Below are 26892 nucleotides of genomic sequence, written 5' to 3' on the forward strand. Positions count from 1 at the left end.
TGCGGCAAAATAACGGCTGGCGGGAAGGACACTTAATCCCCTGAAATCTCCTTGTACTCAAAATAATCAAAATCCGCAGCTTGAAAGGTTCCGCTGAGGTCTTGAACGCACATTCCGATAAAAGTTCCCGTAAACCTGATATACGCCGGGAAATCATCGGACAAATGACATAGATCCAGGCTTGGGCCGATTTTCTCCCAGCTTGTATTGCCTGCACTGTAATAAAACTGAGCGGACTCCCGTAGGATGATTACCTTCAGCCGGCAGCTTGCTCCAGGCAGCAAAGGAATCTGCGCACAAACAGAATCATCAAAAACGCCGTCCATAGATCGGACGATGCCCAGACACTTGCCCAGTTCCTCATCATGGGTAATCCGTAAATACACGTAATCCTTCGTATCATAGTAGATGATCAGACCGGCCATCTGCTGGAAATGCTCCGGTTCGAATTCCATCCCGGTTTCAGCACTGCAGCAAAAAGCCTGCTGGCGCATGGCAACCAGACTCTGGCGGTGCAGGGAGCTCATGGACTCTCTTCCCAACAAGCGTAGAAACCCTGGCCGTTCCCTGAGCGAAAGCCAGGATTCATCGGCAGGAACACGCAAGGTGCTCCAGCGGATATCCAGCACCGGCTTGTCAAAATCATCTCTCTCCGCAGGTGACGGAAAGGGCTGAGCCGGAATATCCGGGCCTTCCACTGTAAGGGAGGGCTGGTTCGTTCCATCCGCAAGGGCCAGCCATTCATCTTCTGTGAAGATACAGCGTTGAATCGCTGTCTCCCGGCCCAAATTGCAGTACTTCTCCTTCACCGGACGGCCGCACAAGTGAACCATATACCATTCATCTGTATGCGTATGGACCAGACAGGCATGCCCTGCCTTTTGAAGCTCCAGGTCCCTGTTGCCTGCTGAAGTCAACACCGGATTGCGGGGATCGGTTTCATAGGGTCCTTCCATATTCCGTGACCGGGCAACTGTGACAGCATGGTTATACTGAGTGCCCCCCTCAGCCGTAATCAGGTAATACCAGCCGTCTTTCCGGTACAAATGAGGGCCTTCCGTCAACCCGAGCTCTGTACCCTTATAGATAGGAATTACCGGCCCGATCAGCCGTTTCAGCGCTGTCGAATACTCCTGTAGAACAATTCCGGCAAAGCTGTTCTTGTGCGTCCGGTGATCCCACAGCATATTGACCAGCCATTTACGCCCGTCCGTATCATGGAACAGGGACGGATCAAAGCCGCTGCTGTTCAGATAGACCGGCTCAGACCAGGGACCTTCGATATCCGGGGCGGTAACCAGATAATTGGGAGTATCCTTGAAGGCTCCCTGTCTGCTCTTGACGTCGGTATATATCAGATAAAAGATTCCATTGTCGTAGCTGAGACACGGTGCCCATACTCCGCCAGAGTCCAGGTCTCCTTCCATATCCAGCTGCGATTTGCGGGTCAGCGCATGCGTGAGCACCCGCCAATTCACCAGATCACGGGAATGGTGGATTCGGACACCGGGAAACCATTCAAATGTAGAAGTGGCAATATAATAATCCTCCCCGGCTCTGCAGACGGACGGGTCTGGATGAAACCCGCGGAGAATCGGATTCTGAATCAGATTTCTGCTCATCATTTCCACCCCAATGCCTGCCGGCCTGCTTCGAGCGCGGCAATGATTTTGTCGGTATCATACACGCAGCCTTGCCAGGTTCCGCCACTGGCGGCCTGCAGCGCTGCCCACAGTCTGGTATCGTCCGGCAACCCCGGATCGACAGCAAGGAACGGATGGGCGGTCCGGGAGGCCAGAATCTCCACTCCTTCTTCCGGTGAGCCCGGCTGTTCGCCATCCCCTACCAGATTCACACTTCCTTCAAGCTTGACTGTATCGATAATGACCTCTACCCAGTCGCCATCCCGGAGTCTGCCAAGCGGTCCTCCCGCCAGCGCTTCCGGACCGATATGTCCGATGCAGGCCCCCGTGGACACACCGGAAAAGCGGGCGTCGGTGATCAGTGTAACGTACTTGCCAAAGGGCAAGTGCTTCAGTGCGGATGTCAATTGGTAGGTCTCCTCCATTCCGGTTCCACTGGGTCCGCGGCCAATGACGGCAAGAATATCCCCGGCTTGGATGAGTCCGTCCTTGATGCTCTTAATCGCGTCCCTTTCCGCAGTAAAGACCTTAACTCTCCCCACATGCCTGTATACGCCTTCACTGTTCAGAACCAAGGGATCAATGGCTGCCGATTTGATGACCGAGCCTTCTGGAGCCAGATTACCTGTCGGAAAAGTCATTGTGGAGGCAAGTCCCTGCCGTGCAGCCTCCCGGGGACTCATAATAACAGTATCCGGATCAATGCCATCCGCCTCTCTCAAACGGCTTCGCATATCCTGCCGTCTCTGCGAGGTTTCCCACCAGTCCAGATTTTCTCCAAGCGTCCTTCCTGTTACCGTCCGAACCGAATCGTCAATCAGTCCCAGCCGGCGCAGATGGAGCAGCACTTCAGGAACACCTCCCGCAAGAAACACGCGGATCGTCGGATGCGGAACAGGTCCGTTCGGCAGCACACTGACCAGGCGCGGGGTCTTTCGGTTGACTTCATTCCAATCTTCAACGGTTGGAACGCGCAGCCCGGCGGCATGGGCGATGGCAGGCAAATGGAGCAGCAGATTGGTGGACCCTCCGAACGCCGCGTGAACCACCATGGCATTGCTGATCGCCTGGTCTGTCAGAATATCCTTCATGACCATACCGCTATGCTCCATATGCAAAAGCGCACGGGCAGACTGGCGCCCCATATTCTTCCACACAGGCTGCCCCGAGGGGGCCAGCGCAGAATGGGGAACCGACATGCCGAGCGCCTCGGCAATTACCTGGGCCGTCGCGGCAGTCCCCAGAAATTGGCATCCGCCGCCGGGTGTTGCGCAGGCTCTGCATCCGAGGTCCGCTGCCTCTTCCAGGGATAGCTCTCCATTGCTGAATCTGGCCCCGATGCTTTGCACTTTACCGGCATCCTCTCCTTGAACAGGAGGCAAAGAGACTCCCCCGGGTACAATTATTCCGGGAAGATCCCGCATGCCTGCCAGCGCAAGCATCATCGCAGGTAACCCTTTATCGCAGGTAGCTACCCCCAGTACCCCTTTTCGTGTAGGCAAAGAACGGATCAACCGGCGCAGCACCATCGCCGCATCGTTCCGGTACGGCAGGGAATCGAACATGCCCGACGTTCCCTGGGAACGGCCGTCGCAGGGATCGCTGACATAGCCCGCAAACGGAATCCCCTGATGTGCAGTAATCTCATGTGCGACTTCCTCCATCATCAGGCCAATTTCCCAGTGCCCGGTATGGTAGCCAAGAGCCAGCGGACTGCCATCCTCGCGCCGAATCCCCCCCATCGTGCCCAGGATGAGATATTGAGGCCGATTCAAGTGGAGCGGATTCCAGCCCATGCCCGAATTCTGGGTCATTCCGAATATTTCACCGCTTGGGGCACTTCGCAGCATGTCACCCGTTATAGGGAGTCTGCCTAGCGGCCCTGCCGCAGCTGTATGTACAGGTGCTGACTGTTCCGGTGCCTCACACATGATGTCTTCCAGGCTTATTTCCATTCTGAACCCTTCTTTCTTCTTGTTTGGATGTCCGGCATTAAGATAAAGACAGCTTCTTTGCCAAAAGGATAACCGCTTCAGTGACAGCTTCCTGTTTATCGGCATACGCATGTCGCAGCATGGAGGCGCTTACTGCTGCTGCCGCATTCCCGGAAGCATCGAGGATAGGCGCAGCCACACAGCAGATCCCTTGAATAATCTCTTCCTGATCTACGGAATAACCGCTGCTGCGGATTTCGACCAATTCCCCCGTAAATTCATTCCAGTCTGTCAAGGTCTGTGGCGTGACCTGAGATAAGATCTTGTCGGGGTACCGCTTGTCTAACTCATCCGGCGGCAGCAGCGCAAGCATCATTTTCCCCATTGCTGTCGCATGAGCGGGAAACCTCATCCCCGGGCTAGACTCCAGCTTCACCAGCGATGGCCCTTCCTGCTTGGCCAGATAGATAATCTCACTCCGGTCCAGTACCGACAGCTGAAAGGTTTCGCCAACAGCCTTAACACTCTCTGAGGAAGCCTTCAGAAAATGCTCCACCAGGTTGTAATTCTGCTTATGCGACTCATTGAACACTGTATTGAGATACGCGACCCCTTCCCCGAGCGCATAGGCTTCCTTCTCATCCCGTTTCACCCATTTCAGAACTTCCATCGTCCGCAGCAAGGAAAACATCGAGCTTTTATTGATGCCCGTTGCATCGCACAGATCGGTCATTTTACATTCCCCCGGCTTCAGGGAAATCGCATTCAGAATCAAATCGGCCCGTTCCAAAGCAGGAACCCAATATTTACGCTCCAACCCATCCATCCCCTCTCTATAAAACAATAATTGATAAACCCCATCAGGTTCAATATAATAACCTTGTGTTTATATTATCAAACCTGGAGGCGAAATAAAATGAATATTATTCATGCAAATGCAGGCATTATCCCCCCTGTTCCCACCATATTGAATGAAAAGCAGAAATTTGACCGTTCTGGAATGCAGCTTTTGATCGACAGCTTGATCGACAAAGGTGTTCATGGCTTTTTCTTCCTGGGAACCGCCGGAGAGTTCAACCAATTTGATGCGGGGGAACGGGAGGAGATTGCGGAGTTTTGCATTGACTATACGGCAGGCCGCCTCCCGGTCTGGATTGGAACAGGCAGCAATACGACCTCCGAAGCCATCCGCCTCACCCGGCATGCTGACCGCAGCGGGGCTACCGGCGTTGTCGTTATCAATCCTTACTACTGTAAGCTAAGCGGGCAAAGTTTGTTTACACATTATGCCTCTATTGCCGAAGCCTCCGGGCTGCCTCTGATGCTGTACAATTTCCCGGCCCTTACCGGCCAGGATTTGAGTCCTGCCTTTGTCAGCCAACTTGCAGCCCGATACTCCCAGGTGGTTGGCATCAAGGAAACGGTGGACCAGCTAAGCCATATCCGGCAGATGATTCTGCAGGTTAAGGAAGTGAATCCGGCATTTGCTGTGTTCTGCGGCTTTGATGAATATTTGCTGCCGACCCTTGCAGCAGGCGGAGCCGGGGCGATTGCAGCCAGTGCCAATTTTGCTCCGCAGCTTATGCTGGGCTTATATAAGAGCTTTCAGAATAATGATTTGTCAGCGGTGCTTGAATACCACCGGAGAGTGATTCAGATTCCGCCGCTGTATACGCTGGATGATCCCTTTATCCCGTCAATCAAAGAAGCAGTGCGTCTCTCGGGTGTTCCGGTTCCTGTCTTCAGCCATTCCCCGGCAACCCCATGGAACGAAGCGAAAGAACGGCAATTGAAACAAATCTTCAGCAACGCTGGGATTCCTTGGGGCTGATAGGGCAGGGTTGTTAAGAGCAAACGGCCCCCGCGACTCCTCTGTGAGCACTTTACGTGGTCCATACCTTATAAATCTGCGATGATGTGGACAGGAGATCCGATATGGGGACGGATCAGCAGATCAATCGGAGAAGGTGAATTTTCCGCAAAATAACATCTTCCCTGTCCGCTTCATTCTGCAGACGGGCCCGATTGCTCTTGCAACGCCTACAACTTATCCTCTGGAACCTCCAACTCATCCCCGAATTTTTGTCATGGCATAGTTTCCTCGTAAAGAAATAAAAAGAAAGATGAGGCAGACCGTTAAAATGGCCCATCTCATCTTTGGGAATTATAAAAGAACCCGCCCCGCAGCAACCCCACGATCAAACTCAGGTAGTCACCCGCTTGACCAGACTGAACTGCAGCTTCTGCTGCACGGACTCTGCTTGGTTCAGCTTCCCCAGCAGCAGATAAAAGGCGTTCTGCGCCTGGGCGGCAATCGGGTTGTCAATAGAGGTGATCCCCAGCGTATGCGCGAGCTCCGTATTGTCAAAGCCGACAATCGCCAAGTCTTCCGGGACCCTGATCCGCTGCCTGCGCGCTTCATTCAAGAGCCCGGCCGCCACCAGATCATTGGCGCACAGCACGGCATCCGGATGTTCTCCGCCGCCAAGCAGCAATTCCCGGACCACCCGCTCTCCATCGCGGATCGAATAGATGCCGGTAAGCGACCATTCGTGCCGTATAGGAAGATGGTGCTTCTTCATCATCTCCTCATACGCCGCAAGCCGGCTGAGCGTATTCATGCTGCTAGGCCGGCCAAGCACGTTAGCAATACGGGTGCACCCTTGTTCAATGACATGCTCCACACCCAGCTTGTACCCGTCATATTGGTTCATGGCGACCGAGCGGATCTCCGGAAGCTCCATCCGCTGCCAGGAGACAATCGGGCCGTATTTGCAATAAGAGCCTAACAGGGCATGATCGTTGACACAAGTAATAATGACCAGCGCATCCACTCTTTTTCTCCGCAGTTCCTCAAAGGCCTTCAGTTCTTGCTTCGCATCTCCGCCCGAGGTATAGATAATGGTCTGATACCCGTTCTGGCTGGCCGTCTCCACAAAGCTGTTCAGAAAAGGCAGCATCGCTTCGTTGATCCCCTCCGCACACATGCCGATCTGCAGGGTTCGCCCTTTCGACAAGGAGACGGCATTGCCGTTTGGAACGTAATCCAGCTGCTTCATAATGGCCAGAATGGTATCCCTTGTCTCCGGACTGACATGAGGGGAGTTATTCAGAACCCTGGAGACTGTTGCTTTGGAGAAGCCTGCCAGCTTCGCAATTTGATCCAGATTCGACATGATCTATCTCCTTACACCCATAATCTTTTCAAAATAACACTTGACATGTAACGCGTTACAACGGTTAGCATTCAACCTGAAGGAAACAATATTAGCTTACCATAAATCATCCAATACCCTATCAAAGGCGGGATCTCAAATGAGTGTACAATTTCCGGACGGATTTCTGTGGGGCGGCTCCGTAGCCGCGAACCAGTGTGAAGGTGCTTATCAAGAAGACGGCAAAGGCTGGTCCACCCAGGATGTGGCTCCGCAAGGCATCAAAGGCCCGGTTACCGAGGTGCCTACCGAAGATAATCTGAAGCTCACCGGCATAGATTTCTACCACCGGTATAAGGAAGACATCCGGCTCTTTGCCGAAATGGGCTTCAAGGTGTTCCGCACCTCCATTGCCTGGTCACGGATCTTTCCGAATGGCGATGAAACCGAGCCGAATGAACAGGGGCTGCAGTTCTATGACGACCTGTTCGACGAACTCCATAAATACGGCATTGAACCACTGGTCACCCTCTCCCATTATGAAACACCTCTGCATTTGTCTAAGCAATATGACGGCTGGGTCAACCGCAAGCTGGTGGGATTTTATGAGCGTTATGCAAGAACAGTGTTCACCCGTTACAAGGATAAAGTGAAGTATTGGCTGACCTTCAACGAAATCAACTCGATTCTGGAAGAGCCGTTCATGAGCGGCGGGATCTATACTCCGAAGAAGGAGCTTAGCAAGCAGGACCTCTACCAGGCTATACATCACGAATTCGTTGCCAGCGCCCTGGCGGTAAAGATGGGTCATGAGATTAATCCCGAGGCCAAAATCGGCTGTATGGTGCTGAGTATGCCGACCTATCCGCTTACACCGAATCCGGATGATGTGATTGCAGTCATGGAAGCCGAGCACAAGAACTATTTCTTTGCCGATGTACATGCACGAGGCATCTATCCAGGCTACATGAAACGTTTCTTCAGAGAGAATGGCATTGAGATTCATATGGAGCCGGGAGATGCTGATATTCTGAAGCACACGGTGGATTTCATCTCCTTCAGCTATTATGTGAGCCTCTGTGAAACAGCGGATAGCAGCAAACGTGCGGAATTGGAAGGCAATCTGTTCAGCGGTGTGGCCAATCCATATCTGAAGGCCAGTGAATGGGGCTGGCAGATTGATCCGCAGGGCCTGCGCTATGTCATGAATATGTTCCATGACCGGTATCAGAAGCCGTTGTTTGTTGTAGAGAATGGACTGGGCGCCGTGGACAAGCTGGTTACGGGTGAAGATGGCCTACCGACGGTCGAGGATGATTACCGGATTCAATATTTGAACGATCACCTGGTTCAGGTAGGTGAAGCCATTGAAGATGGCATTGAAGTCATGGGATATACATCGTGGGGCTGCATTGACCTGGTCAGCGCCTCTACAGCCCAGATGAGCAAGCGATACGGGTTCATATTTGTTGACCGTCACGATGATGGCTCAGGCACCTTGGAGCGATACCGCAAGAAATCCTTCCACTGGTATAAAGATGTCATCGCCACGAATGGTCAAAGCCTGCAGCGCAGCAACTAAGCCATATTCAGAAAATTTGTACAGTTGGAAAGCGTTCTGCAACACAGCTAGAAACAGGACAACGGGAAATGAGACCCGTTGTCCTGTTTTTTTACATAAAGATCATAACTAAGGACAATAAATGCATAAATGGTTACATATATTGGGATTGCATTTCACGTTATACTTTCGTGTAAGCGTTATCAACCATAAAGATGGAGGTGTTATTTTCTTGTATGCCCGTATCATTACCCTGATGAACAATTTGCGGCTCAGAACCAAGCTATTCTTGTCCTTTGGCTGTGTCGCGCTGGTTCCGGTATTGATTGTGGGGGTGTTCCTGACGAGTGAGCTGCGGAATATGGCGATGGGCAATGCCCTGAAACAGATTACAGCCAATGTAGACCGGGTGAAGAAACGGACCGGCGAAATGCTGAATGTCCCCCTCGACATCGCTTACCGTCTGTCCAATGACAGCCGCTTGGAGGAGGCCGCCAACCACCGGTACGTGTCAGTATACGATGTGGTGCAAGCCTACTGGAACTACCCCGATTTTCGTGAATTCGTCCGGCTGTACCGTGAAATCTCCAGTATCCGCCTGTATATCGATAACCCGACGGTTCTGGACAACTGGGAGTTTCTACAGGCGGATGAGCAGGTCACACAGGAGCCCTGGTACCAAATCGCGATGGCCCAGAAGGGGCTCGTCTGCTGGAATTATATTCTCGATACCCGTGATGGCCAAAATTATCTCAGCCTGATCCGCAAGGTTGATTTTTTTAAGCAGCGGACCTCCGGGGTTCTGGTTGTGAACGTAAATACGGACAAACTTAACAGCATCCTGAACCAGGAATCCTTTGAAACCCTCATTGTGGACGAGAACGATCACATTGTGGCCTCCAACCGCACGGATACCCTCGGCAAAACACTGAATGATATTGACTTCAAGGCCGTATCCGCTGCCGGACAAGGGCCCTATGACGTATCGATTGACGGCAAGCCTTTCAAAATGCTGATTGATGACTGGCAGCCGGGAGGAAGCCTGAACAGCCTGCGCATCATCTCGATCTTCTCCGTGGAAAGTATTGTCGGGGAGCCCAACCGGATTATTTCGCTGGCTTCTTCAGTGATTATCTCCGCATTAATTATGGCCGTTCTGCTGATCTACTATTTCTCGCGGCTGCTCACGGGACGGATGCTGCACCTAAGCAAGCATATTTCCAAAGTCGGGTCCGGCAATCTGGAGGCCACCCTTGTGATTGACGGTAAAGATGAAATCGGCCAGCTGGCCAGACAATTCAATCATATGGTGCGGAACATTAACGACCTGATGCGTGAGGTCCAGGAATCCAACCGGCAAAGAAATGCCACCCTGCTGAAGCAGAATGAGATCAAATTCAAAATGATGGCCAGCCAGATCAATCCCCATTTTCTGTTCAATGCCCTGGAATCCATCCGGATGAAGGCCCATGTCAGGGGACAGGCTGATATTTCGCAGGTTGTGCGGCTGCTAGGGAAGATGATGCGCAAGAACCTGGAGGTCGGCAACGGGATGATCAGCCTGCAAAGCGAGCTGGAAACCGTGGGCTGCTATCTGGTTATCCAGAAATTCCGCTATGATGACAGGCTCGCTTATGAGCTTCACGTAGATCCCAACGCAAACCTTGTGCAGATTCCCCCGCTCATTATTCAGCCGCTGGTGGAGAACTGCGTGGTCCACGGGCTGGAAGATCAGATCGACGGCGGCATGGTCCGGGTGGATATCCGTATTGAAGACGAGCAGCTCAAAGTCCAGGTCTCAGACAATGGAACCGGCATTTCCAAAGAGCGGATGCAAGAAATCCGGGAGATGCTTAAGGACAAGGATGACTATGAAACCAATAATATCGGGATGCGCAATATTCATTTGCGGCTCAAGCTGACATACGGCCCGGAATACGGGCTGACCCTGGCAAGCCAGAACGGCTTCGGCACGCAGATCAGCTTTGCGATTCCCCTGAGGAGAGATTCTTATGTATAGTGTACTGATTGTGGATGATGAGCTGGCGATCCGTGAGGGACTTGCGGCACTGCTGGATTGGGAGAGCCTGGGCTATCAGGTCGTTGATACTGCAGCGAACGCCATAGAAGCGAAGCAAAAATATGAGCTCTATTCCCCGGATCTGATGATTGTCGATATCCGGATGCCCGGCAGAGACGGTCTGGAGCTTATTCAGGAGCTGCGGGAAGATGACCCGGAGATGCACATCATCATCCTCAGCGGGTATGCGGATTTCAGCTATGCCAAGCGTGCGATGACTTTTGGGATCGACAATTATCTGCTGAAGCCGGTGGACGAGGATGAACTGCATCGTTATCTGTCCACTCTGTCCGCAGAGCTTGCCGCACGGGTCGTCCACCGGAAGAAGCATGCCGCCGTCAAAATATGGAGCCGGGAAATGCTGGTCCAGTCCCTGCTGATGGAGAACAATCCGCAGGCATCGCCCTCCATGGATGCATCGGTGCTGGAATCCGGCCTGCTCTGGGATTCCTATCAGGTCGTCCTGATCCGGCTGCTGCTTCAGGACCACGCGGACAACGGCCCTTCAACGGCTGTCAAGACGAGGCTTGCGGCCAGCTTCGAAGAACAGGAGTGGGGCATTGTCTTCTCACTGGACTCTTATTTAGGCGTTTTGCTGCAGCCTTCGTTTCAGAAGGAGCTTGTACGCAAACTGATGGTCCAGAATATTCAGGAAGCTGTAACCGCCCAAGGGCTCGACTGTATCATAGCCGCGGGCGATATGGTGGACACGCTGCAGGAAGTCCCCCGCTCCCACCAATCGGCGCTGGCCCGGATGAAGGAGCATTTTTTCTACGATGAGCCGGGGATGATCGGACCGGACTCCCTCAAGCTGAAGCAAGGGCTGCCTGTAAACAGCGAGGAAGTGGAATCCGGCCTCACGTCTGTGATGGAACGGCTGTTTTTTGCCATGGATATCGGGAGCCGTGAGGTCCTATCCTCTCTGATCGGGGAAGCCGGAGAGCTGATGATCGCCGCCTGTTATTCTGAAATGGCGATAAAATCGCGTTATGTACGCCTGGTCACCTATCTGATCAACAAGCTCTCACTCCATTACAGGGAGCTGGACCAGCTGCATAGCGGAATGGATGAGCAAATTGAGCAAATCTACAAGCACACCTCCCTGTCCAGGCTGCAAGCGCATGTCATACATCTTCTGGAGCAATATGCAGGCGGAATAGCCCATGACGATATGGAGGTCTTAATGAAACGGATGCTGGACCTCATCCACCGCCATTCCCATGAGAATCTGAAGCTGGATACACTGGCCGAAGTGTTCACTTACAGCAGCGCCTATCTGGGCAAGCTTTTCAAGAGCAGCACGGGCCTTTCCTTCAACAGCTATCTGGACAAAGTCCGCATCGAAAGAGCCAAGGAACTGCTGGACCAGGGCTGTAAAATCCATCAGGCCGCAAGCGAAGTCGGCTTCAGCGATGTGGATTATTTCCGGGAAAAGTTCAAGAAGGTTGAAGGCGTTTCCCCCTCCGACTATCGCAGAAAAAGCTCTGTATGAACTCTTTTTTTCAGAAAACGCTTACGAAAAAAGCGGATTCCTCCCGGTTTTTTAAATCAAATGTTCGGGTGTTTCCCGGATTGCCCGTGGATTATGATAAGGCCATATCGAAGGAGGGACATAAATGAAAGCGATTACCGCTAAAGTCGAGCCGGTGCCTAAGAAGCCTGCCTCACGCTTTTGGCCAAAGTTCCTGGAGCAGAAATATCTCTATATGATGTCTGTTCCGTTTGTGCTTTGGGCATTTGTATTCAACTACCTGCCTTTGTGGGGATGGACGATGGCGTTTCAGAAATATAAGCCGGGTAAATCCTTTTTCGAGCAGAAATGGGTCGGGCTGAAGTACTTCAAGGAGCTGTTCCAGGATGAGCAGTTCTTCAACGCCCTCCGGAACACACTGGCAATGAGTATCATGGGCCTGCTGGCCGGATTCATTATTCCCATTATCTTCGCCGTCCTCCTGAACGAGTTGCGGCTGATGTTTCTGAAACGTTTTGTACAGACGGTCTCCTATCTGCCCCACTTCGTGTCCTGGGTGGTTGCTGCCGGGATTATTACCAAAATGCTCTCTACCGACAATGGTGCGGTTAACGACCTGCTGATGAGTCTGCATCTGATTAGCGAACCTATCCAATTCATGGCCAAGGGCAACATGTTCTGGGGCATCGTCACCGCTTCCGATGTCTGGAAGGAAACCGGCTGGAACACGATCATCTATCTCGCGGCCATCTCGGGCATCGGCCCGGAGCTGTATGAAGCAGCAAGAGTAGATGGTGCCAGCCGGCTGCAGCAGGTGCGGAACATTACCTTACCGGGTATCCGGACGACGATTGTAATCCTGCTGATCATTTCCATCGGCCACTTAATCAGTATCGGGTTCGAGAAGCAGTTCCTGCTGGGCAACAATCTGGTGCGTGACTATTCCCAGACACTGGACTTGTACGCACTGAACTACGGGCTCGGCATGGGACGCTTCTCCTTCGGTACAGCCATCAACATCTTCAACTCTGTGGTGAGTGTGATTCTGCTGTTCGTCGCGAACGGTATTTTCAAAAAAATAACCAAGGAAAGCATCATTTAGGAGGCCCTTATGCTGAATAATAAACTGGCCACCGCGTCCTGGTCGGACCGCATCTTCGATTTGGTAGTCTATGTTGCGATTACCGTGGTGACCATCGCCACGTTATATCCTTTTCTGAATGTGCTGGCGATTTCTTTTAACGACTCTACGGACAGCATCAAAGGCGGGATTACCGTTTTTCCCCGCGTGTTTACGTTCAAGAACTATGAGACGATCTTTGCCTATTCCGGGCTGATGACCGGTCTCAAGATTTCCGTTCTGCGTACAGTCATCGGCACGATCCTCGGACTGGTCAGCGCCTCTATGCTGGCTTTCACCCTGAGCCGTGTGGACTTTCAGGCACGCAAGCTCGTCTCTACTTTTCTGGCACTGACAATGTATGTCTCGGGCGGTCTGATTCCCTTCTACATTCTGATCAAGAATCTGCATATGATGGGGACCTTCGGCGTATATGTCCTCCCCGGTCTTGTCAGCGCATTCAATGTATTCGTCATCCGTTCCTTTATCGATGGCCTGCCTTACGCCTTGCAGGAATCCGCCAAGCTGGACGGGGCCAATGACTTCACCATTTACTGGCGTGTCATTCTTCCGCTGACCAAACCGGCGCTGGCGACCATCGCCCTGTTCCTGGCCGTCGGCCAGTGGAATGCCTGGTTCGACACCTATCTCTACAACGGTTCCAAGGACGGGCTGACTACCCTGCAGTTTGAGCTGATGAAGGTCATCCAGAGCACGACCACCAATGCGGATAATTTCCGCGGCCGCAATATGACCGAGGTGATGGCGCAAATTTCCCCTGAATCCGTCAAAATGGCGATCACGATCGTGGTTACCGTTCCTATCCTGGTCATCTATCCGTTTCTGCAGCGCTACTTCGTCAAGGGCATGACGCTGGGTTCAGTAAAAAGCTAGTCCGCTTGCGGTATCATCAGGCTTTGCCTGTGTATACAATACATTTTTGACGAGAAAAAGGGAGGGTTTCTATTCATGACAAGAAAGAAAGTGAAACCGTACGTGCTGCTGATGGTCTTGACCTTGCTCCTCAGTGTGCTGGCAGGCTGCAGTGGTTCGGGCAATAAGAAGAATACGGCAGACAACGCCGAGGCTACTAAGGCTGCTAATGGAGGCAATGCCAGTCCAACTGCAGAGGCTACGGCGAAAGCCGAAGATTTAAGCCCTCTCACACTCTCCTTCTTCGCAGAAGATCCGAATCCGAACTGGAATAATATGAAGGACGATGTCAGTAAACAGATCACGGAAAAAACTGGCGTTACTCTCGATGCGGAATTTGCTGTGGGCGACCCGCAGCAAAAAATCGCCCTGATCGCAGCAGGCGGCGAATATCCCGACATCATCTCCGCCAAAGCCGATATCGGCAAACTGGTCGATGCCGGAGCGGTGATCGATCTGACGGAACTTATCGATAAATATGCGCCCAACATCAAGCGTGTGCTCGGCGACAACCTCGCCCGGGCGAAGTATACCAATGAAGACCAGTCCATCTATGCCATTCCGACCTGGGCAGCGGTAGATGAGAAGAAATTCGTGGCCGGCGGCGGATTCGAGCTGCAGCACCGGGTGGTGAAGGAAGCCGGATATCCGGAGATGAAGACGGTTACGGATTATGAAAATGTGATCAAAGCCTACCTGAAGAAGCATCCGACCGATGAGAACGGCAACAAAAACATTGGGGTCTCCCTGAACGCGGATGACTGGCATATGTACATTTCTGTAACCAACCCTGCCGTGTCCACAACGGGCGGCTCGGATGACGGGGAATACTATGTTGATCAGGAAACACATGAAGCGATCTACCACTTCCGCCGTCCGGAAGAGAAAGAATATTTCCGCTGGCTGAACCACATGAATGACATCGGCCTGCTCGACAAGGAAAGCTTTGTGCAGAAGTATGACCAGTACAAAGCCAAAGTCGCCACCGGACGTGTACTTGGCCTGATTGACCAGGACTGGGACTTCAATGACGCCCAGCAGGCACTGAAGACAGCAGGCAAATTTGAGCAGACCTACGGTCACTATCCGGTAACGCTAAAGAAAGAATATAAAGAAACCAGCTTCTGGCCTACCGGCTTCATGGGCGGTTACGGGATCTCGATTTCCAGCACCAACCCTGATCCGGTCCGCACCATCAAGTTCCTGGACTACCTTGCATCCGACGAAGGACAAATTCTGAATAACTGGGGCATTGAAGGCAAGCATTATAAGGTCGAGAACGGCAAACGGGTGGTTCCTGCCGATGTTCAGGACCGGATCAATAATGACAATACAGCATTCACCAAGGAATCAGGCATCGGCTTCTATTGGAATATGATGGTCCACTATGGAGACGGAGCCAAGGATTCGACCGGCAACTATTACACCAAGAACTTCCCTGAACAGCTGGTGCTCGGCTACAGTGACGTTGAAAAGGAAACCTTAACGGCCTACAAAGCCACCACCTGGAAGGATCTCTTCCCGAAAGAAGAAGAATTCAAGGAAAAAGCATATGGAGCCGCATGGAACATCGCCATTCCGGGCGAGGATGAGGTCTCCATTCTGGGCAACAAAATGAGAGACATTACGTGGAAGCGCATCCCTCAGGCCATTCTTGCCAAACCGGCTGACTTCGATAAAATCTGGGATGCCTACATGGCAGATCTAGACAAAGCCGGAGTGAAAAAAATGGAACAGGGCTATACCAAATTTGTGCAGGACCGTGTTGCATTGTGGAGCGGTAAATAAGAGCAGAGTACACCAGCAAAGGGCGGCGTCCATCGCTTTAAGCCCATCCTGCTCAAAATAACATGGGGTGCCCCAAAGTCATTTCATGCTTTGGGGCACCCCTGCTTCATATTATTCACTACATGCCCACAGCTGAGGAAATTGCAGCAAAAACCGCCGCCACCAGCCAGAGAATCGGAAACAGCTTGAGAATCACCTTCAGCCATTGTCCAAAATTGATACGACCGATGGCCAGACCTGCCAGCAATACCCCGCCCGTTGGAGAGATCAGATTCGTCAATCCGTTTCCGAACTGATATGCGGTTACTACCGCTTCGCGGTTAACGCCTACAAGATCGCCTAAAGGTGCAAGCACAGGCATCGTTAAAGCTGCTTCCCCCGATGAAGAAGGGACCAGGAACGTTATAATATTATGAACAATCAGCATGATGGTGGTGAATAGGTAATTCGGCAACCCCTCAAGCATGGTTGCAAGCCCGTTTAGAATAGTATCGATAATCATCCCGTTCTCTGCAACGACGAGAATTCCCCGGGCCAGGCCAATGATTACAGCAGCGTAGATAAATTCTCCACAGCCTTTGACAAAATTCTCGGCGATTTCCTTCTGGTTCATCCGGGTGACAATACCCGAAAAAATGCCAAGTGCAAAGAAAAGTGCGCCAATCTCAGTCATATACCAGCCTTTGTTCAATATCCCCCATACAATAAGCCCCAGGGTGACGATAAAGCCCCCAATAATGAGTTTATCCCGGTTCGAGAAACTAACGACTATCCCATCGGTATCCTTGATAAAATGCTGACGGTTAAGAATATCGTTCTGGAAGACTACCGATCTCTCCGGGTTCTTCTTCACCCGATGTGCATACCACATGGTAAAACCGATTGAGATCGCCGTAAAAACAACCCATTCAATAAATCTCAGCCATAACTGCGGATTACCCTGCACGCCTGCTACACCTTGTGCAATCAATACAGAGAACGGATTGACGGTTGATCCGACATAGCCGATCTGTGTTCCGAGGAAAAGGATGAGGATCGCCGTCATGGAGTCAAAGCCCAGGGCAAACATCAGCGGGATAAAAATAGCGTACAGCGGAATGATCTCTTCACTCATCCCAAAGGTGGAACCCCCCAGGCTGAAAATCACCATGGCGATCGGAATCAACAATATTCCTTTAGTTTTGAGCCTGCCGGCTAAAGCCATGAGCGCTCGGTCAATCGCCCCAGTCTGCAGAATGATTCCAAAGGCTCCGCCTACGATCAGGACGAAGGCAACAACATCGGCAGCATTGATAATGCCTTCCATCGGCGCACTGGCAATTTGGGCAAATCCTTGCCTCAAATCCCCTTGCTCACTGATTTTGGGAACGGTATGATAGGTTCCCGGGATAATGGCTGTCCGGGAAGACCCGTCCACCATAACCTCCTGCCGGTCGAATTGGCCGCTCGGGACAATCCAGGTTAAACCGGCAATTGCCACTATAATCAGAAAAATCAATGTATAACTATGAGGAAGGGACCATTTAAATTTACGTTTAGCCGTTTCCATTTCTATCCCTCGTTCCTGGAAGCATCATAGGTGATTCTACCCGCGCTAATTGTCAAAATCACATGTGTGTCTCTAATCCCGGTTGCTGTTGTATCCAGTAGATTACGGTCAAATACTGCTATATCAGCTGCTTTTCCGACTTCCAGAGTTCCTGTACACTCTTCCATGCCGCAATGTCTGGCACCGTTAACAGTCCAGGCCTTCAAGACTTCAGATGCCGGCATTCCCTGCCCGGGATTCCACCCTCCTGGCGGCGATCCATCAGGAAACAACCGATAAGAAGCCGCATATAGCGAATCAGGAACACTAGTAAGGAAAAGTGGTAAATCCGTACCAATCGTAATCGGAACATTGGCTTCAAGCATGGACATATAATTATAAAACCGGCTTTCATTTTCTTTTCCGGCTACGGCCGCCATGTAAGCATCCTCGTAGGAAGGATTTAAGAGCAGGATCTGAGCATATACCTCGGCAAATATCCCATTCTCCCCCATTCGCTTAATATCATCAGGATGAGGATATTCCAAATCGCTGATTGAATGTCTTATCCGCTGCTCTCCCCGCTTGCGGTTACAGCCTTCGATCAGGTCTACTGCCTTGCGGATCGCTGCATCCCCTTCAGCCGTAAGACAGCATTTTATTCCATGACTGTCCGCTGCTTGAACAGCCGCTTCAATGGCTTCGTAGTCAACGGGCCGCAAGGTTGTGACACCTGGCATATCAGCATAAGGCTCCAGCATATCTCCCGTGTGATCGGCTACTACACCATCCATCATCAGCTTATATCCCTGAAAACGAAGAAACTCCCCTTGATACCGCTCTTTGTACTGCAACCCTGCAGGAATATCAATCGGCTGCAATACAGGTTCAAGCGCAAAATGAACCCGCAGCGGCAGCTCCCCTGCTGCTTCCAGCTCTTCAAGGACCGGCAGCAAACCGCTGTGCCTGTCAAAGCCTATATCTTTTATAGAAGTGACGCCCCGCTTGGCAAGCATCCGGGCGAAGTCCAAAAACTCTTGTCTGACTAATGCCCTGTCCTGCATCATGTCATTCAGCAGACGGGCACGTGATTCTGCACTGCATTGATCCGGCGCAAACTGATATTTCTGCTGGGCGGTTTTATTCATCCAACAATAACTTTTTGTCCGGTTAATGGCGATTACAACCCTTTCAGGAAAGGCTTCGTCCAATAAGCTTTGCTCCGGAGACTGTCCCCAATCCTCTCCGCTCCATCCGTAAGCGTATACATTTTGACCTGAAGGACTTTTTTCTGCTTCTTGCTTAAGCAGTTGCAAGGCTTCGTCAACCGTAGCCGCATTTGTCAGATCGACACCACGGTGCATAGACATGTAACCGGTAAAAAACACATGGTTATCATGCACGCCAGGCATAATGAAAGCATCCTTCAGATGGTGAACAAATGTTGCAGGCCCAATCCAGTTTTCTGCTTCTTCCGGATGGCCAACCGCTACGATACAGTCACCTTTCAGGGCAATAAATGCCGGTGAAGCGCTATTCTCTTTTCCTGTAAATACTGCATTAGACAACAGGACTCTATCTGCTAAACCATGTGCAGCTGCATCCATGATTTCAACGCCTTTCTGCCGAATAATAATACGACTTATAACGTTATATAGAACCTTCTGCTCCTCACTTACCGCAAGAAGCAGAATGAATTACAATGTGAATTGATAACGGTCGCCGATGATATACTGCTTGCCCACATGAACAGGCTGACTGTGCTGATCATAAATAATGGTATTCATATAGAACAATGGCTGGCCAATCGGAATCTCCAGTAATTGAGCCTGCTGCTCATCGGCCAAGGTAATTTGCAATACCGTCTCTCCCGGCTGGTTGGGATCAATCTGATAACGGTCCCGCAGCAGATTATACACCGAGCCTTCCAGATTTTCTTCCATTAAAAATGAGAACCTGTCAAACGGATAATAGTTATTTTCCAGCATTAGCGGTCTTTCACCGGCATATCTTTTGCGTTGAATATAGAGCACCGGCTCACCCTGCTGAATTTGCAGCCGCTCCGCGGTTTCTTGGTCGGCCCTAATCTTCTTCCTCTCGGTAATGATGCTGTGCGAAGAGACTCCATTGGCACTGCAGGCTGCCGTGAAACTGATAATATGCTCAATCTTGCGGCCAATCTTGAGCGCATTGACAAAGGTGCCCTTACCCTGGCGTTTCGTCAAATAGCCTTCACTCACTAATTCCTCGATAGCTTTCCTTACTGTTATTCGGCTGACATTGTAAGTCGCGCTAAGCTCAATTTCAGTAGGGATTTTATCTCCGGGATTAAAGGTTCCGTTCGCAATGGCAGATTGGACTGCTTTTTTCAATTGTATATATAGGGGCTCTACCTTTTCTGAATTTAACATCCTTTACCCTCACTTGTTATATAACGTTATATTACTCTATGGTTAGAATAACAAACGATTCTCTTATTCACAAGCAAAGATCAGAACGCTGCCGTTATTAGTAACGGGCCCCGAATCCAAAGGAACCTTCTACCATACAGCTCTTGGCCGCTAATCGGGAGCCCTCCTGCATGGCCGCTTGAATATTCCCATCCTTGATCATACTGATTAAAAAGGCTGTAATATAAGAATCTCCTGCTCCCATCGTATCCACGGCCTCAATAAGCTCCGGGGTCTGATAATAAAAGGATGCCCCATCATAGGCAATGGATCTGTCGCCGCCGCGTGTTGCCACCAATATCTGGCCGTCTCTTCTGCGTTTGGCTTCAATATAATTCCGCGTCTCTTCGTCTGTCATATGGCTGCAGGAAAAGAAAGCAAAATCCGCATTCCCGATATACCGTTCTACCTGCTCATCCTCAAAGTCATCGGAGAAATCAAAAGAGAGGGGAACCCCCAGTTCATTCAGCTCCGCAAGCAGATGTCCGGTGTGGCTGTACAGCCCTGTATGCATAATGTCAAACCCGCAGATATATTCTTTGTCGGCTTCGCTCAGTAGAATAGGATTAAGTCTGGTCACTCCGCCTTCGTTGCTGCCCAGGAATATCCGTTCCCCATTCTCCAGCGTTACACGTGCACAACCGTTCTCTCCGCTGAAATGCCTGCAATGTGAGATATCGATCGCAAGCTGCTGCAGTGTATGCTCCACAAGCTGTGCTTCGTCATCATCGCCAAAGACCCCGAGAAAAGCCGCCTCTACACCTTCCCCTTTGGCAAAAACACTGAAATTGAGCGCATTGCCGCCGGGATACATTGTACGTTGATGAACATACTTGTCTACTACATTATCGCCAATCCCTAAGACTTTCATGGTTGTACCTCCCGTTTAGTAGGCTACTTTTCCCATATAGCGTCGGGTTTCCAGCGGATGATTTCTCACATCGGCAAGAGCCTCGCGATAGACACAAATAATACTGTAGAATAATACCGGATTAAAGAATTCTACAACTTCATCAGCAATCGTACCAATTCCAAGCTCTTTGGCATCAATCACTTCGACTTTCGCCGCATACTGGTTCAGGAATGTCCGGGCTCGTTCATCCAGCTCACGGGTGCGGCCCTCATTGATCATCAGGATAAAAGGTGTTTCTTTATCCGTCACTTCAAAAGGACCATGGAAGAATTCACCGGAGTGAATAGCAGCAGCATGAACCCACTGCATCTCCATCAAAGAGCAGATGGCAAAGCCATAAGCATGTCCGTACGAAGCTCCACTCGTCAAGATATAGTAAAGCTCCTCATTGCGGTACTTATCGGCAAAAACACGGGCACGTGGAGCAACCTGCTTTTTCCCCTGGTTAATGATGCCGTTGATTGTTTCCAGGCCTTTTTGAAAAGCCTCAACATGCGCATAGCCCTCGACCACATGCAGCAATTGAGCGGCGAGATCCAAAATGATTGCCATCGGATTGTTGATGACGTTGCTGTCATCTCCCCATTCATACAGGAAGGAATAATCGGAGTAATTCAGCAACGCGGCTTCCTTGTTGTGGGTTAAGCCAATGGTGTGGGAGCCATGCTCTTTGGCCGATTGCGCCGCAGCTACCGATTCCGGCGTATTTCCGCCATGAGAACAAACGATGACTACGGATTGCGCACCCAGACGTTTAGGCAACGCATGAACAAACTCATTCGCCGTGTATAGTCCTGCTACCAGCTTTTTTGCTTCACTATCAAGAAAATACTTGGCTGGGTACATATCAACCAGTGAACCCCCGCAAGCTACAAAATAGATCTCTGAAATTCCTTCAGCCACTTTTTCACGGATACTTTGAACAACTTGATTTACGTTCATTTAACTCTCTCCTTTTTATATAACGTTATATAACGTATTGTTTACGAGATAAATATAACCGCTTTCAAAAATGCTGTCAAGTCTTTATTCCCCTGGAATATCCGAGAAGCTGACCCCCGCATAATTGTCTTTGCCGTAATCCAGCCAACGGATATCAGTGTGCTCCGGCATAAAGACCGATCCGTCAAAGGAACCGATGAAATACTGCGTCCGTGATCCGTGATTCAATTGGTCATTGTCGCCAATGCTGACCAGGAGCACAAGCAATTGCGGCCTTGCCAACACTACAGGAAGTCCGAGATTTTGTTGTTCACGCCGCTACACGGAATCGAAGCGTAGGAACAAGATAAGGGGCTGGCGGTCTTTGGAAAGACTGCCAGCCCCTTAGTAATGATGAAATTTATGTTACTTGGCCAGAGGAAACCCGAAATACCGCTCGGCGTTATTATAGCAAATGTCCTGAATGATACCTCCGAGGAATACCAGATCCCTTGGGGCTTCCCCGCTCTTGACCCAGCCCCCGACCAGATTGCAGAGAATCCGCCGGAAATACTCATGCCGCGTATAGGACAGGAAGGACCTGGAATCCGTAAGCATCCCTACAAAACAGCTCAGTAGACCCAGATTCGACAACGATGTCAATTGCTTAAGCATGCCGTCCTTTTGGTCGTTATACCACCAGCCCGAGCCGAATTGGATCTTCCCCTTGATTCCGTCCCCCTGAAAAGAACCCGCCATAGCAGCCAGCACATCATTCTGTACCGCATTCAGATTGTATAGAATCGTCCGCGGAAGCTCTCCGGTCCGTTCCAGTCCGTCGAGCAGCTTGTACAAGCTGTCCGCGTAGCTGCCATCCCCGATGGTATCGAAGCCCGTGTCCGGCCCCAGCTCTCGAAACCTGCGCGAATTCGGGTTGCGGATCGCTCCGATATGCAGCTGCATCGCCCATCCGCAGGCAGCGTATTTGCGCCCCATTGCCAGGAACAAAGCTGTTGCATACTGATCCGACTCCAGGTGGCTTAAGGCTCCTCCGCTCAGGCGTTTACTGAAGATGGCTTCCAGAACGGATGGCGCTGCCTCCGCAAAGGGAAGATGCGAGAATCCATGGTCGGAGACCTTGCAGCCCTGCTTGTCGAAGTATTCAATCCTCTCCAGCAAAGCGCGTTCCATAAGTGCATAAGAAGTGATAGCATAGCCTACAGCTTGCTCCAGACTGCGCACATAATCCGGAAAAGCATCCGAATCTATCTGCAGCGCTTTATCCGGCCTGAAGGTCGGTGTGACTCCGGTCTGGAATTCCTTTTGTCCGGCGATTTGCCCATGGTAGTGCAGATCGTCAGCCGGATCATCCGTTGTACAGATCCATTTCACACGGGAACGGGTAATCAGCCCTTGCGCCGTGAAGCCGTCCTGGGCAATCAAGTGATTGCAGTGGTCATAAATCCGCCGCCAATTCTGCGGATTCAGCTGCTCCTCCACGCCAAAGTAAGCTTTCAGCTCCAGCGCCGACCAGTGATACAACGGGTTGCCTACGGTATAAGGCAGCACCTCGCTCCACTTGGCAAACTTCTCTTCTTCTGAAGCATTGCCTGTAATATATTTCTCTTCAACTCCGAACGTTCTGAGCGCCCGCCATTTGTAATGATCTCCGCCCAGCCATACTTCAGTTATACTGCCAAACCGCTTATTCTCAGCGATTGCCCCCGGGTCGAGGTGGCAATGATAATCGATAATGGGCAAAGCTTCGGCATACTCATGGTAGAGTACCCGGGCTTCTTCTGACTGCAGCAGAAAATCCTCATGAATAAAAGCCTTCATCGTCAGGCTCCCCTCCCCTTATCTCAAATACTTCTCCAAAGTATCCCGCACGGCTCCAGGACCCGCAAGCATCTCCAGGAACATGCCCTCAATCTTGCTTCCGAGGCCAATCGCATAGAGCGGGACACCAAAGAGCTGCTCATCTTCAAGAATCGGGCGCACATTTGCGGCCCGGTCTCCGAGGGTAACCCCTTGAAGATGTCCCTGCAGTGTTTCCAGCAGCGGATCAGGACTCAGTGTGAAGGCTTCGCCTTCATCATTCACTCCAAGCAGATAACGGCACCAGAGCGCAATGGCCAGCGGAATGGCTGTCAGCTGCGCGGGGTCCAGATCCTCCCGGCGGATATATGATTTAATTGTTTCTCCGAACCGGATACCCACCTTCTGCGAGGTATCGGTCGCAATTCGCTGCGGCGTATCGGGGATGAACGGATTGGCGAAACGCTCGGTCAGCACTTCGTCCAGGAACTGCTTCGGACTGAGAATGCCCGGGTCTACAACAACCGGCAGACCTTCCTTATACCCGATAATCTCCACGAACTTCCGCAGGGTATCATCCTTCATCTCATCCGCGATCAGGGTATAACCAAGCAGACAGCCGGATACAGCAAGCGCAGTATGCAGCGGGTTGAGGCAGGTAGTGACCTTCATCGTCTCCACATTATTGACCGTATCCCGGTCGGTGAAAATAATACCCGCTTCCTCAAGTGGAGGGCGGCCGTTCGTGAACTTGTCTTCAATCACCAGATATTCACTGATCTCCGCGTTGACGAAGGGGGCAGTATAGGTATTCTTGGAGGTAATGATTACATCCATACCGCCGATTCCCTGCTCCAGCAGCGCCGCCTGCACCGATTCCGAAGGGCGCGGTGTGATTTTGTCGATCATCGACAGCGGGAAAGCAATCAGTTGCTCGTTCTCCAGATAAGCCACGAAACCTGCCTCAACCAGACCCTTAGCCGCCCATTCCCTGGCAATCGTCACCACACCGTTCTTCAGCTTGTCGCCGTTATGGGAGCAGTTGTCCATGCTGACAAAGGTCAACGGATAAGCACCCTTCAAATAACGCTTGTATGCAAGAGAGGCCACAATGCTCATGGCATGAACCGGCTGCTCCGGTCCGCCCTCGATGTCCTTGTCCACGATACCCAGATACTTTCCGTTTGGACCCGTGAGCGAGTAGCCCTTCTCCGTGATGGTGAAGCTGGCCATTTGCAGGCTGGGGTTCTCGAACACTTCCGTGAGCCGGCGGGAATCTGCTTCACGGCTCTTGTCCGCTGCAATTCCCTCTACAATGCTGCTGACGATTCTTTTCTGAAAACCGCCGCGTGCATTCATCAGCACCAGCAGAGTCAGATTGTCAAATGGCTTGTAAACCTTATCGATCATTTCAAAATCAAAGGTTTCCGCCGCGATGATACCTGTATCCGCCTTACCGCTATCCAGCAGCTTCTGGTGGGCATTGGCTACAAATCCCCGGAAGATATTGCCTGCACCGAAATGAATCCACTCTGGCTTCTGCGCCGTATTCCTCGCCACCTGCTCATAGTCGAACAGCGGCAGCTCTACTCCCGCAGCGGTCCAGGCCGCCTCTTCCCTTTGGATACTGCTTCTGTTCAGGCGCAGCATTTATTTCGCCCCCTTGACGTTGTCCAGGCTGTCCCAGACGCCAAGTAAATACATGATACCCAGCGCTCTATCGTAGAGCCCATAGCCTGGACGACAGTTTTTCTCTTCGCCCCAGAGATGACGCCCGTGGTCCGGACGGACATAGCCGGTATAACCATTCTCATGGTAAGCCTTGACAACCTCCGCCACATCGACGCTTCCGTCACGCCCGCGATGCGACACCTCAATGAAATCGCCATTCTCATACACCTTCACATTGCGGATATGGGCAAAATGAATACGGTCATGGAACTCGCGGATCATCGCCGGCAGATCGTTCTCCGGATTCGTGCCAAGTGATCCTGTGCAGAAGGTCAGACCATTGTACGGGCTGTCCACCAATTTCAAGAAGCGGCGGATCATCTCCCGGTTGCGGATAATGCGCGGCAGCCCAAAGATCGGCCAGGCCGGATCATCAGGGTGAATGGCCATTTTAATATCCACTTCTTCACACACCGGAATAATGCGTTCCAGGAAATACTTGAGGTTCTCGAACAGCTTATCTTCGGTCACATCCGCATAGGCTGCGAACAGCTCATCCAGCTTCGCCAGACGCTCAGGCTCCCAGCCCGGCATGGTGAACTTCCCGGCTCCTTTAAGAATCCGGTCGACCATCTCACGCGGGTTATCGGTAATGGCAGCCTTTTCATAAAAGAGGGCATTAGAGCCGTCAGGCAATTCCTTGTAAAGCTCCGTACGGGTCCAGTCAAATACCGGCATGAAATTATAGCAGATTACCTTTACGCCGACTTTGGACAGCTTGCGGATGGTGTCGATATAAATATCGATATATTTATCACGGCTCGGCAAGCCGATTTTGATATCATCATGAACGTTGACACTCTCCACCACAGCCGTGCTGAAGCCCTTGCTGGTGATTTGATCGGCGACTTCCTGAATCCGCTGCATTTCCCACACTTCACCGGCTACTTTCTCATGCAAAGACCAGACGATACCCATAACCCCCGGAATCTGCCGGATATGGTCAAGCGTGATATTGTCATTGCCCTCACCATACCATCTCCACGTCATGTTCATTGATATACCCTCCTATGGTTGTCATTCTCACTAATCTTGTATACAAGATTTTCTTGATCATAAGATAAGAACCATCTGTTGTCAACACAATATAATCAAGAGTATATAAGCACATTAACGTTTATTATTTCCGAACATCATGTATACTAGTGTTATCCTTCATTAACTATTGAAAGCAGGAAGAGATATGTCGATCAAAGCTGAAATCATGAATACACTGAAGCACGAGATTCTTACCCTTTCCCTGAAGCCGGGCACCATTCTGAGTGAAACCGCCCTTTCCGAACGTTTTCAGATTTCGCGGACGCCGCTGCGTGATGTACTGAAACAGCTTGCACTGGAATCCTATACCGATATTTATCCCAAAAAGGGGAATATGGTGTCCTACATAGATCTTGAATCCGTTGAACAGATCACTTATCTGCGCAGCACACTGGAGAAAGAAATTCTTAAGGATCTCTCTTCACAGCTTTTGCTGACAGGACTGCATGAGCTTAAAGAAATTCTGGAGAGGCAAAAAGAGGTCATTGGAAAAGAAAACGACATCGATTCCTTTCTGAATCTGGATGATGCGTTCCACCGGGCGATGTACCGGCTTGCCGGACGTGAGTTTCTATGGAATTTGATTCAGCAGTCCAATGTGCACTACCTCCGCTACCGCAGGCTGCATATGCTGAAGACCGAGAAGCTGGAGGGAATCTGGAAGGAGCACCAGACCCTTCTTGAGCTTCTGGTACACAAGGAGACAGAGAAGATCGGCCCGCTGATCCACCATCATCTCCGGGAAGATATCCATTCGCTGGACTTCCAGGAGAACTTCTCAGAATATTTATCAAAGGGTGTATAATAG

The 26892-nt window shown here is 51.1% G+C and carries 20 protein-coding genes and 1 pseudogene; 8 read left to right on the top strand and 13 right to left on the bottom strand.

Annotated elements, in window-relative coordinates; genetic code table 11:
• Positions 1-32: 32 nt before the first annotated feature.
• From A3844_RS03335 to A3844_RS03345, 3 genes are read right to left on the bottom strand one after another with little or no spacing between them, the layout of a single operon-like run.
• Positions 33-1622: a glycoside hydrolase family 43 protein gene (locus tag A3844_RS03335; RefSeq protein WP_074106616.1), complete on the bottom strand. Its 1590-nt coding sequence runs from the start codon at positions 1620-1622 to the stop codon at positions 33-35.
• Positions 1622-3598: a YjhG/YagF family D-xylonate dehydratase gene (locus tag A3844_RS03340; protein ID WP_083606667.1), complete on the bottom strand. Its 1977-nt coding sequence runs from the start codon at positions 3596-3598 to the stop codon at positions 1622-1624. Before A3844_RS03340 ends, A3844_RS03335 begins: the two co-directional genes overlap by 1 nt.
• Before the next feature lie 37 nt (positions 3599-3635).
• On the bottom strand, positions 3636-4394 hold the full coding sequence (locus A3844_RS03345) for an IclR family transcriptional regulator (protein WP_074106617.1): 759 nt from the start codon (positions 4392-4394) through the stop codon (positions 3636-3638).
• Between the two features lie 99 nt (positions 4395-4493).
• On the opposite strand from A3844_RS03345, the gene A3844_RS03350 reads away from it, so the two are divergent.
• A complete protein-coding gene (locus A3844_RS03350) occupies positions 4494-5408 on the top strand; it encodes a dihydrodipicolinate synthase family protein (RefSeq protein ID WP_074106618.1) in 915 nt (304 codons plus the stop codon).
• A 373-nt stretch (positions 5409-5781) separates the two neighbouring features.
• Here the strand turns inward: A3844_RS03350 and A3844_RS03355 are convergent, their stop codons facing one another.
• Positions 5782-6753, bottom strand: a complete 972-nt coding sequence (locus A3844_RS03355; protein WP_074106619.1) for a LacI family DNA-binding transcriptional regulator — start codon at positions 6751-6753, stop codon at positions 5782-5784.
• 139 nt (positions 6754-6892) lie between these two features.
• Here A3844_RS03355 and A3844_RS03360 point away from each other — a divergent pair, with 139 nt between their 5' ends.
• The 6 genes from A3844_RS03360 (at position 6893) to A3844_RS03385 (ending at position 15685) form a co-directional block, all read left to right on the top strand.
• A complete protein-coding gene (locus tag A3844_RS03360; RefSeq protein ID WP_074106620.1) occupies positions 6893-8314 on the top strand; it encodes a glycoside hydrolase family 1 protein in 1422 nt (473 codons plus the stop codon).
• Between the two features lie 211 nt (positions 8315-8525).
• Complete coding sequence (locus A3844_RS03365; RefSeq protein ID WP_074103220.1) at positions 8526-10313, top strand: sensor histidine kinase; 1788 nt, start codon at positions 8526-8528, stop codon at positions 10311-10313.
• On the top strand, positions 10306-11865 hold the full coding sequence (locus A3844_RS03370) for a response regulator transcription factor (protein WP_074106621.1): 1560 nt from the start codon (positions 10306-10308) through the stop codon (positions 11863-11865). The genes A3844_RS03365 and A3844_RS03370 overlap by 8 nt, the downstream gene beginning before the upstream one ends.
• A gap of 124 nt (positions 11866-11989) precedes the next feature.
• Complete coding sequence (locus tag A3844_RS03375) at positions 11990-12946, top strand: ABC transporter permease (protein WP_074085496.1); 957 nt, start codon at positions 11990-11992, stop codon at positions 12944-12946.
• Positions 12947-12955: 9 nt separating this feature from the next.
• Positions 12956-13858: a carbohydrate ABC transporter permease gene (locus A3844_RS03380; protein WP_074103222.1), complete on the top strand. Its 903-nt coding sequence runs from the start codon at positions 12956-12958 to the stop codon at positions 13856-13858.
• 75 nt (positions 13859-13933) lie between these two features.
• The gene (locus A3844_RS03385; RefSeq protein ID WP_074103223.1) at positions 13934-15685 is read left to right on the top strand and encodes an ABC transporter substrate-binding protein; all 1752 of its coding nucleotides are present in this window, start codon (positions 13934-13936) and stop codon (positions 15683-15685) included.
• 118 nt (positions 15686-15803) lie between these two features.
• Here the strand turns inward: A3844_RS03385 and A3844_RS03390 are convergent, their stop codons facing one another.
• The 9 genes and pseudogenes from A3844_RS03390 to uxuA all read right to left on the bottom strand — a co-directional run bounded on the left by A3844_RS03390 (position 15804) and on the right by uxuA (position 26042).
• Positions 15804-17234, bottom strand: coding sequence for a YfcC family protein (locus A3844_RS03390; protein WP_074085499.1), 1431 nt, complete (start codon positions 17232-17234; stop codon positions 15804-15806).
• A 2-nt stretch (positions 17235-17236) separates the two neighbouring features.
• Positions 17237-18820, bottom strand: a complete 1584-nt coding sequence (locus A3844_RS03395) for an amidohydrolase (RefSeq protein WP_074106622.1) — start codon at positions 18818-18820, stop codon at positions 17237-17239.
• A 90-nt stretch (positions 18821-18910) separates the two neighbouring features.
• Complete coding sequence (locus A3844_RS03400; RefSeq protein WP_074085501.1) at positions 18911-19624, bottom strand: GntR family transcriptional regulator; 714 nt, start codon at positions 19622-19624, stop codon at positions 18911-18913.
• Between the two features lie 97 nt (positions 19625-19721).
• Positions 19722-20534 carry a fructoselysine 6-kinase gene (locus tag A3844_RS03405; protein ID WP_074103225.1) on the bottom strand — a complete coding sequence of 271 codons (813 nt, stop codon included), beginning with the start codon at positions 20532-20534 and terminating at the stop codon, positions 19722-19724.
• Between the two features lie 15 nt (positions 20535-20549).
• The gene (locus A3844_RS03410) at positions 20550-21518 is read right to left on the bottom strand and encodes an SIS domain-containing protein (RefSeq protein WP_074085503.1); all 969 of its coding nucleotides are present in this window, start codon (positions 21516-21518) and stop codon (positions 20550-20552) included.
• 93 nt (positions 21519-21611) lie between these two features.
• A pseudogene (locus A3844_RS03415) lies at positions 21612-21779 on the bottom strand (glycoside hydrolase family 32 protein); the annotation flags it as partial.
• 144 nt (positions 21780-21923) lie between these two features.
• Complete coding sequence (gene uxaC, locus A3844_RS03420; protein WP_074106623.1) at positions 21924-23336, bottom strand: glucuronate isomerase; 1413 nt, start codon at positions 23334-23336, stop codon at positions 21924-21926.
• Positions 23337-23354: 18 nt separating this feature from the next.
• Positions 23355-24965, bottom strand: coding sequence for a mannitol dehydrogenase family protein (locus A3844_RS03425; protein WP_074106624.1), 1611 nt, complete (start codon positions 24963-24965; stop codon positions 23355-23357).
• On the bottom strand, positions 24966-26042 hold the full coding sequence (gene uxuA, locus A3844_RS03430; protein WP_074085506.1) for a mannonate dehydratase: 1077 nt from the start codon (positions 26040-26042) through the stop codon (positions 24966-24968). It abuts the gene before it with no gap.
• A 187-nt stretch (positions 26043-26229) separates the two neighbouring features.
• Here uxuA and A3844_RS03435 point away from each other — a divergent pair, with 187 nt between their 5' ends.
• The gene (locus tag A3844_RS03435; RefSeq protein WP_074106625.1) at positions 26230-26889 is read left to right on the top strand and encodes a GntR family transcriptional regulator; all 660 of its coding nucleotides are present in this window, start codon (positions 26230-26232) and stop codon (positions 26887-26889) included.
• Positions 26890-26892 lie beyond the last annotated feature (3 nt).

It is taken from the genome of Paenibacillus helianthi, from assembly GCF_001909055.1.
GTDB classification, from domain to species: Bacteria; Bacillota; Bacilli; order Paenibacillales; family Paenibacillaceae; genus Paenibacillus_AQ; species Paenibacillus_AQ helianthi.